General features: G+C 43.8%; 7 protein-coding genes. 5 read left to right on the forward strand and 2 right to left on the reverse strand.

The features are described 5' to 3' along the window. The first annotated feature begins 117 nt into the window (after positions 1 to 117). Both ACQCT5_RS22470 and ACQCT5_RS22475 read left to right on the forward strand, forming a co-directional pair. A complete protein-coding gene (locus tag ACQCT5_RS22470; RefSeq protein ID WP_499645313.1) occupies positions 118 to 810 on the forward strand; it encodes a DUF1538 domain-containing protein in 693 nt (230 codons plus the stop codon). Further along, entirely contained in the window at positions 807 to 1,532 is a 726-nt protein-coding gene (locus ACQCT5_RS22475) for a DUF1538 domain-containing protein (RefSeq protein WP_499645315.1), read from the forward strand. The genes ACQCT5_RS22470 and ACQCT5_RS22475 overlap by 4 nt, the downstream gene beginning before the upstream one ends. 57 nt (positions 1,533 to 1,589) lie before the next feature. Here the strand turns inward: ACQCT5_RS22475 and ACQCT5_RS22480 are convergent, their stop codons facing one another. Beyond that, on the reverse strand, positions 1,590 to 2,558 hold the full coding sequence (locus tag ACQCT5_RS22480) for a ring-cleaving dioxygenase (RefSeq protein WP_499645317.1): 969 nt from the start codon (positions 2,556 to 2,558) through the stop codon (positions 1,590 to 1,592). Positions 2,559 to 2,756: 198 nt separating this feature from the next. On the opposite strand from ACQCT5_RS22480, the gene ACQCT5_RS22485 reads away from it, so the two are divergent. Together ACQCT5_RS22485 and proC are read left to right on the forward strand one after the other, a co-directional pair. After that, positions 2,757 to 4,025, forward strand: a complete 1,269-nt coding sequence (locus ACQCT5_RS22485; protein WP_499645319.1) for a hemolysin family protein — start codon at positions 2,757 to 2,759, stop codon at positions 4,023 to 4,025. Between the two features lie 125 nt (positions 4,026 to 4,150). Continuing rightward, entirely contained in the window at positions 4,151 to 4,963 is an 813-nt protein-coding gene (gene proC, locus ACQCT5_RS22490) for a pyrroline-5-carboxylate reductase (RefSeq protein WP_499645327.1), read from the forward strand. Between the two features lie 56 nt (positions 4,964 to 5,019). Here proC and msrA read toward each other — a convergent pair whose 3' ends face one another. After that, positions 5,020 to 6,147, reverse strand: coding sequence for a peptide-methionine (S)-S-oxide reductase MsrA (gene msrA, locus ACQCT5_RS22495; protein ID WP_499645321.1), 1,128 nt, complete (start codon positions 6,145 to 6,147; stop codon positions 5,020 to 5,022). A 179-nt stretch (positions 6,148 to 6,326) separates the two neighbouring features. On the opposite strand from msrA, the gene ACQCT5_RS22500 reads away from it, so the two are divergent. Further along, positions 6,327 to 7,391, forward strand: coding sequence for an SDR family oxidoreductase (locus tag ACQCT5_RS22500; protein WP_499645323.1), 1,065 nt, complete (start codon positions 6,327 to 6,329; stop codon positions 7,389 to 7,391). Positions 7,392 to 7,536 lie beyond the last annotated feature (145 nt).

Here is a 7,536-nt window from a genome sequence, read left to right on the forward strand (position 1 = left end):
GGTAGCGCTTTCATTTGAGAATGGGTTTTTGACCTAATTGGATCGCACTTTTTAAGTTATGTTAGGAAAATTATAGGGTAATAAGTAATTAAAGAGATTAATCGAAGGAGGGGAGACATGGAAGAAATAAAGGATTCCATCAAAGAATCATTCTTGGCGATTTTGCCGGTTTCGGTTGTCGTTATCTTACTGCAAGTGATGTTGATTGGATTGCCGTTTGAAAAATTCATGCTATTTGTGATCGGGTTGGTGATGGTGACGTTCGGATTGATGTTTTTTCTGATGGGAGTCAACATCGGGCTTCTTCCTGTTGGCGAGATGATTGGGAAAGCATTGCCGAAGTCCAAAAAGAACTGGCTTATCATATCCGCAGGTTTGTTTTTAGGGATTGCAGTTACAGTTGCGGAGCCTGATGTAAGAGTATTGGCGACTCAAATAGAGGAGGTTTCAGAAGGAGGGATTACGTCTTTCATCCTGATATCTTCCGTCGCGCTCGGAGTTGGAATTTTCGTAGCTCTTGCTATGGTGAGAACCATATACAAAATCTCGCTCCCATATTTGCTGCTCACTGGATATCTTCTGGTATTTATCCTTGCTTATTTGACACCCGATGCATTTGTTCCCATTTCTTTTGATGCAGGAGGGGTTACGACAGGTCCATTGGCCGTTCCTTTTATTTTGGCTTTAGGTGTAGGGGTTGCATCCGTCCTGAGAGAAAAAGATTCATCGGATGAAGGCTTCGGCCTTGTTGGCCTGGCGTCAATCGGTCCGATACTGGCTGTGCTGTTGTTAGGGGTGATCTATCAATGATTCAGGACATTTTTGAGGGCTTTGGGTCCCTGATGGTAGAGGTTACTTTCGCATTGCTGCCATTACTGCTTTTCTTTCTCCTCTTTCAAATGATATTTCTAAAAATGGATAAAGAGAAACTAAAAAAGATTCTCCTTGGCTTCGGCTTTTCCTACATAGGGCTTGTTCTTTTCCTGCAAGGAGTCCATATTGGATTCATGCCTGTGGGCGAGAAAATGGGAGAGGTTCTGGGGGAAATGACCCATGATTGGATCATCATTCCAATCGGCTTTCTTCTAGGACTTGTTGCCACGATAGCAGAGCCGGCAGTAAGAGTCCTGAATAAGGAGGTTGCTGATGTAACTGATGGCTACATATCCAAAAAAGCGATGCTGACAACACTCTCCTTAGGTGTTGGTGTGGCTGTTGCCCTTTCTATGCTTCGTATCCAGTATAACTTCTCCATATGGTATTATCTGATTCCTGGTTACCTAATCGTATTCGCGTTGATGTTCTTCACGAAGAAGAAATTTATCAACATAGCGTTTGATTCCGGAGGAGTGGCAACGGGACCGATGACGGTCACTTTTATATTATCCCTTGCAGTGGGAGCGGCCTCTGTTACGGAAGGAAGCGACCCTTTGACTGATGGATTCGGTATGATTGCGCTCGTAGCACTTGCCCCTATCATTTCAGTACTTATATTGGGGATCATCTATAAAAAGGAAGTGGAAGAAAATTAGCCAAGAACAAGGACAGCCGGCAGATTTGTTACTGCCGGCTGTCCTAGCATATTTGACTCAGTTTATCTCAAGCGGACGGAGGCTTGCTTCGATCTCCGCTCTTTTCGGTTCCAGGAAAGGTGGCAATGCAAGTTTTTCTCCCATGGACTCTAGAGGTTCATCGGCAGTAAAGCCTGGCGTGTCTGTGGATAGCTCGAACAGGATGCCGTTCGGCTCTCTGAAGTAAAGTGCCTTGAAATAGTAACGCTCCACTTCTCCCGAGTTAGGTAAGCGGGTTTCCCGTATGCGTTGTACCCATTTGTTGAACTCTTCGTCATCAGGAATGCGGAAGGCAACATGGTGGACGCCGCCACGACCCAGCTTCTCTGGAGGAAGGTCCGGTCTTGTTTCAATATGAACCTCTGCCCCCGGCCCACCTTCTCCGGTTGCATATACCTCCACATCAGGATATTCCCCTTTCAGAGAAGGATAGGAACCCACGTAACTGAAACCCATCACATTTGTCAGGATACTTGAAGTGGGAGGGGCAGACTTGACGGTTAAGGTTACAGGACCAAGTCCGATGATGGCATGTTCACTAGGAATATCGGATTTTTCCCATGGTACGCCTGCTGCAACACCAGCTTCTCCATTGTCGGCAACGAGAATCAGTTTGGTGCCTTCAAAGTCTTCAAAATCGAGGGTGTCACGCTCCGCCCTTTTTACAATTTCTCCGTGCTTCACATGGTATGTCTGAAATCGTTCCTTCCAGAAGTGAAGCGACTCTGTAGTTGCGACTCGCAAGGAAGTGGAGGAGATGCTTGACACACCTTCATAAGTCCGACCTAAATTTTGGATATCAAAAAAGGTGATTTCCGTTCCTGGATTTCCTTTTGCATCCCCGTAAAATAAGTGGTAGGAGGAAGTATTATCCTGGTTCACAGTCTTTTTGACCAGCCGCATACTTAATATATCGGTGAAAAATTGAAAGTTTTTTTCTGCTTTACCTGTAAGAATAGAGACATGGTGGAGTCCTAAAAGGTTCATCTTCATTCTCCTTTTGTATATTATCTTGAATTCGAGATAATTATAACATATTCTGAGTGTGATTGAAAACTTATAAAGAATAATGAATGGATTTTAAGGAAAATTAAAAAAATTTAAAATAAATTTCGCATATTTATTGCTAAAAGTGGTATTTGTAAATATATTTATAGTATCAATATGTAGGAGAGTGATGGAAACTTGGATAGTATACCCTATGACTCGATAATTTTATTAGGGGCATTGTTATTATTATCAGGATATTTTTCAGCATCAGAAACTGCCATTACGAGTGTCAATAAGGTGAGGCTTCGTAATCAGGCGGAAAACAACAATGCAAAAGCAAAACGCTCATTGAAGATGGCCGATAATTTTGATCAAAGCATTTCTACCATCTTGATCGGGAACAATATCGTGAACATTGCACTGGCTGCGATTGCAACGAATATTGCCACCCAGGTCTATGGTAGGGAAGGCAGTACCCTGCTTATCTCCACCACTATGATCACTATTCTGGTCCTGATATTCGGTGAGATTTTGCCAAAATCTTTAGCTAAACAATTTGCGGAAAAGTATCTACTATTAATATCAGCTTCTTTAATGACAGTCATGAAACTCTTTTTCCCGATCACATGGTTGTTTGTCCAATTAAAAGTAGGTGTCAACAAGCTTATCGGGGTTGGTAAGGATGAACCTACTGTAACAGAGGAAGATGTAAAAGCAATGGTGGAAATCGGTGAAGAAGAAGGGACTTTTCTCACTCAGGAACGAGAATTGCTGCACAATGCCATTGCGTTTGATGATATCATCGTAAAGGATATCCTGACGCCAAGGCCGGACGTGGTAGCAATTTCCATCGAGACATCTATTGAAGAGATCAAGGAAATATTCATACATGAAAAGTATTCCCGAATACCTCTATATGATGGCTCGATCGACAATATTATCGGCGTTATCTCACACCGTGATTTTTTTGCTCAATATGTCCAAAATCCTAATTTCACCTTAATGGATATCAGTCGGGCACCATTCTTCGTGATTGGATCCGCAAAAATATCCAACCTCTTGAAAGAGCTGCAAAGCTCACAGAATCATTTAGCGATTGTGCTCGATGAGTATGGAGGAACGGCAGGAATCATTTCGATTGAAGATATTATTGAAGAAATTGTCGGGGAAATCTGGGATGAGCATGATGAGAACGAAGATTTTATCGAAGTCATCGATGATCGAATGTTCCGTATGGACGGCCGACTTCCGGTTGAGGAGTTTACCGAACTGCTGCAATTGGAAGTGGAGGAATCCGCCGCAAACACATTAAGCGGCTGGATATCCGACACCCTGGGCTATTTGCCGAAAAAGGGTGATAAGGTGGAATGTGAAAGCTTTACCATCCACATAGAAGAAGTGAAAAAACATCGTATCCAAAAGGTAGTAGTGGAAAGAAATCTCGAAATTGTCTTTTCAGCATAAAAAATGCTCACCGCTTGTAGAAGTGGTGAGTTTTTTTATGGATCCAGGTTCCGCGTCCCATTGTACAGATATCGACCATTCTTATATAATACGATTCATACAGTATAGGAGTGAAGGTAATGACCATGACAAAAACAATAGGTTTTATAGGATGTGGGAAAATGGCACAGGCAATCATTGGCGGGCTGCTGAAGTCTAAGCTCTATCAGCCAGACCACATTGTTGCCAGTGCGAGAACAGAACAGACAGTGGAACAGGTAGCGACAAAGTTTGCCATACAGGCTGGAATACATAATGGTGAAGTGGCAAAGCAGGCTGATATTCTGATATTGGCAGTAAAGCCTGATTTACATGGAGCGGTAATCGAGGAAATCAAGGGATATGTGAAAGAAAATGCAGTGATAATCACCATTGCTGCCGGGATTACCTTGAACTTTTTGGAGTGTGCCTTCAAAAAAAGAATCAAGGCCGTCCGTGTAATGCCCAATACCCCTTCACTGGTCGGAGAAGGGATGAGCGCCATATGTGCAAATGACCTGGTGGAGAGTGACGAGCTTCAGGAGGTAATCCGGTTATTTGAAAGCTTCGGTCAAGCAGAGGTGTTGACGGAACAACTGATGGATGCGGTTCCTGCTGTCAGCGGATCTTCGCCTGCATATGTCTATATGTTCATCGAAGCATTAGCGGATGGAGCGGTGCAACAAGGGATCCCGAGGGATCAGGCCTACAAGCTCGCAGCCCAAGCGGTATTGGGAGCAGCCAAAATGGTGCTGGAGACTGGCAAGCATCCAGGCGAGCTGAAGGATAACGTCTGTACACCAGGCGGAGCAACCATTGAAGCAGTTACCACTCTTGAAAAACAGGGCTTCCGTGCCGCAGTCGTTTCAGCCATGGAGGCATGCACGAAAAAGTCCAAGGTGCTGGCAGGAGAAAAGTAGGATAAAAGTAAAAAGCACTTTTCCGATAATTGGAAAGTGCTTTTAATTTGGTCAGCTTATTTGAATAGTTCCACAAACTCCCCGTAGCCTTCCTCCTTTAAATCTTCTTTTGCGATAAAACGGAGGGCAGCCGAGTTCATGCAGTAGCGGAGGCCTGTCGGTTCAGGGCCATCATCAAAAACATGGCCAAGGTGCGAATTTCCAAGTTTGCTGCGGACCTCTGTACGGATGGAGAACAGGGTGCGGTCCTCGAGCTCCACAATGTTATCCTCCACCAACGGCTTCGTAAAGCTGGGCCAGCCAGTACCGGAATCGTATTTGTCCAAGGAGCTGAAAAGTGCTTCTCCTGAAACGATATCCACATAGATTCCCACCCCTTCGAAATCCCAGTATTCATTGTTGAAGGGTTCCTCGGTGCCTTCCTCCTGTGTGACAAAATACTGTTCCTCGGTCAGCACGGATTTTAGTTCCTCCTTGGAGAGGTGGAGCAGGGAGTTGTCAACGGCATTGACAACAGGTGTAATGAAACGTTCCTCTCCCCAAATTTTTTCCAAAAAGTCGTCACGCCCCGAATTGCTCCGATAGTAATCATAACGGACCGGATTTTTCAGATAGTAGTCCTGGTGATAATCTTCAGCAATATAAAAGTTCTGAGCCTCGATGATTTCGGTCACTATCGGCTTTTCGAAACGACCGGAGGCTATTATTTCTTCCCTGGATTTTTCAGCTTCCATCCGTTGTTCCTCATTGTGTGTGAAAATGGCGGATTGGTAGGGTGAGCCTCTATCGACAAATTGCCCTTCTGCATCGGTGGGATCGACCTCGCGCCAGAATACATCCAGCAGGGTGGAGTACTCGATGATGTTGGGGTTATAGGTGACAACCACCGCCTCCATATGGCCGGTCGTACCGGTTGTCACTTCATTATAGGATGGGTTTTCAACTTCTCCTCCTGTATAGCCGGATACCACTTCATAAACTCCTGGAAGTTTCTCAAAAGGAGGCTCCATGCACCAAAAGCATCCACCTGCAAATGTGGCGTAGGCGATATTTTCATTTTGTCTATATTCAAATGGAACGCTGCCAAGTGACTTTTGGGTTACAGAAGCGAAAATCTTGGGAATAAAAAAATAGGCTGCCAATCCAATAGCCACAAGAAAGATGATCCCCAAAAATTTTTTCATCACAGACTTCCTTTCCGACACCTTTTCTTGCATTATACCTTAGTGGACAAGCCAACTACCAACAAAGATATGCTCGTTAGAATCTTCAATATTTTCCAAGTTTTGATTTAACAAGGATTCTATATTAAGATTGTAGTAGTGTTGATTGAAAATCATGTTTCAACAATGGAGGAACTTCTATGAATATATTTTTAACAGGTGCTACTGGATTTCTTGGGGGCAGGCTCATCCGCAACCTTTTGGAAGAAGGTCACACTGTTCATATATTGGCTCGAAACCTGGAAAAGGCCAACGCTTTGAAGGGAAATCTCCCTTATGTCTTACAGGGGAGGGTGCATATTCTTCAAGGGGATATTGTGCTGCCGAATTTCGGAATATCAAGGGCTGTACTGGATTCCTTATCGAATACAGTCGATATTTTCTATCATCTGGCCGCACTTGTAAAGTTCGACCATGACTTGCATGATACTTTAATGAAAATGAACTACACTGGAACAAAAGAGGCGCTTAAGGTTGCGGAAAAACTTGGCGCAGCGAAGTTCATTCATGTGAGCACGGCCTATACGGTAGGGAAATCCAATGAAGGTGTAGAGGAATTATATGAACTGACTCAACCTTTCAATAATCCATATGAAGAGAGTAAGGCTCTGGCGGAGCACGAGGTTTTCCGTTACCGGGAACGAATGGAGGTATCCATCTTCAGGCCAGCCATTATTGTCGGTGATTCCAAAACGGGAGAAGCGGATTCCACTTTTACCCTTTATGGTTTCATGAGAGGGCTCGAGCTTTTCAAACGCCGTCTGGACCGCAAAGATAGTGTGGAGAAAGTGCATCTTGTCGGTTCAAAAAATGGCACATCCAATTTGGTGCCAGTCGATTATGTAGCTAATATCTTAACCATTGCCGCTACCAAGGCCAAGAAGAATACAATCTATAATATTACCAATCCTACCCCTCCTAAAAACAGGGATATATTAAACACCATCAAAAATCATCTTCAATTCGATAGTCTAGGCATCTATGAAAAAGGGACAGGCTTTTCGCTGTCACCTGTTGAAGAACAGCTCAATGGCATGCTGCAAGTGTTTGATCCTTATCTTGATCGCAGTATTTCCTTTAAGGATCGCAATACCCAGAAGCTGATTGCTGATAGCCCGATTGCTCATCTGAAAATGACCGATGAGATCTTGAATATTATTGTAAGTGCCTACTTTGAACCGGAATTGGAAAAGGTGAAGCTCTAAAAAGAGGAAGCTGGCGATATAAAGTGTACCCCTTGTAAAGGACATTTTTAAAAAAAGGCTTAAGCAGCCAGAAGAAGATGATCTCTGTATTGCACAGGGGTCATCTTTTTTCTATTCCATTGATACCTAGTATGATTATAGTGAC

The organism is Sutcliffiella halmapala, assembly GCF_050107295.1.
In the GTDB taxonomy this organism is placed as follows: domain Bacteria; phylum Bacillota; class Bacilli; order Bacillales; family Bacillaceae_I; genus Sutcliffiella_A; species Sutcliffiella_A halmapala_A.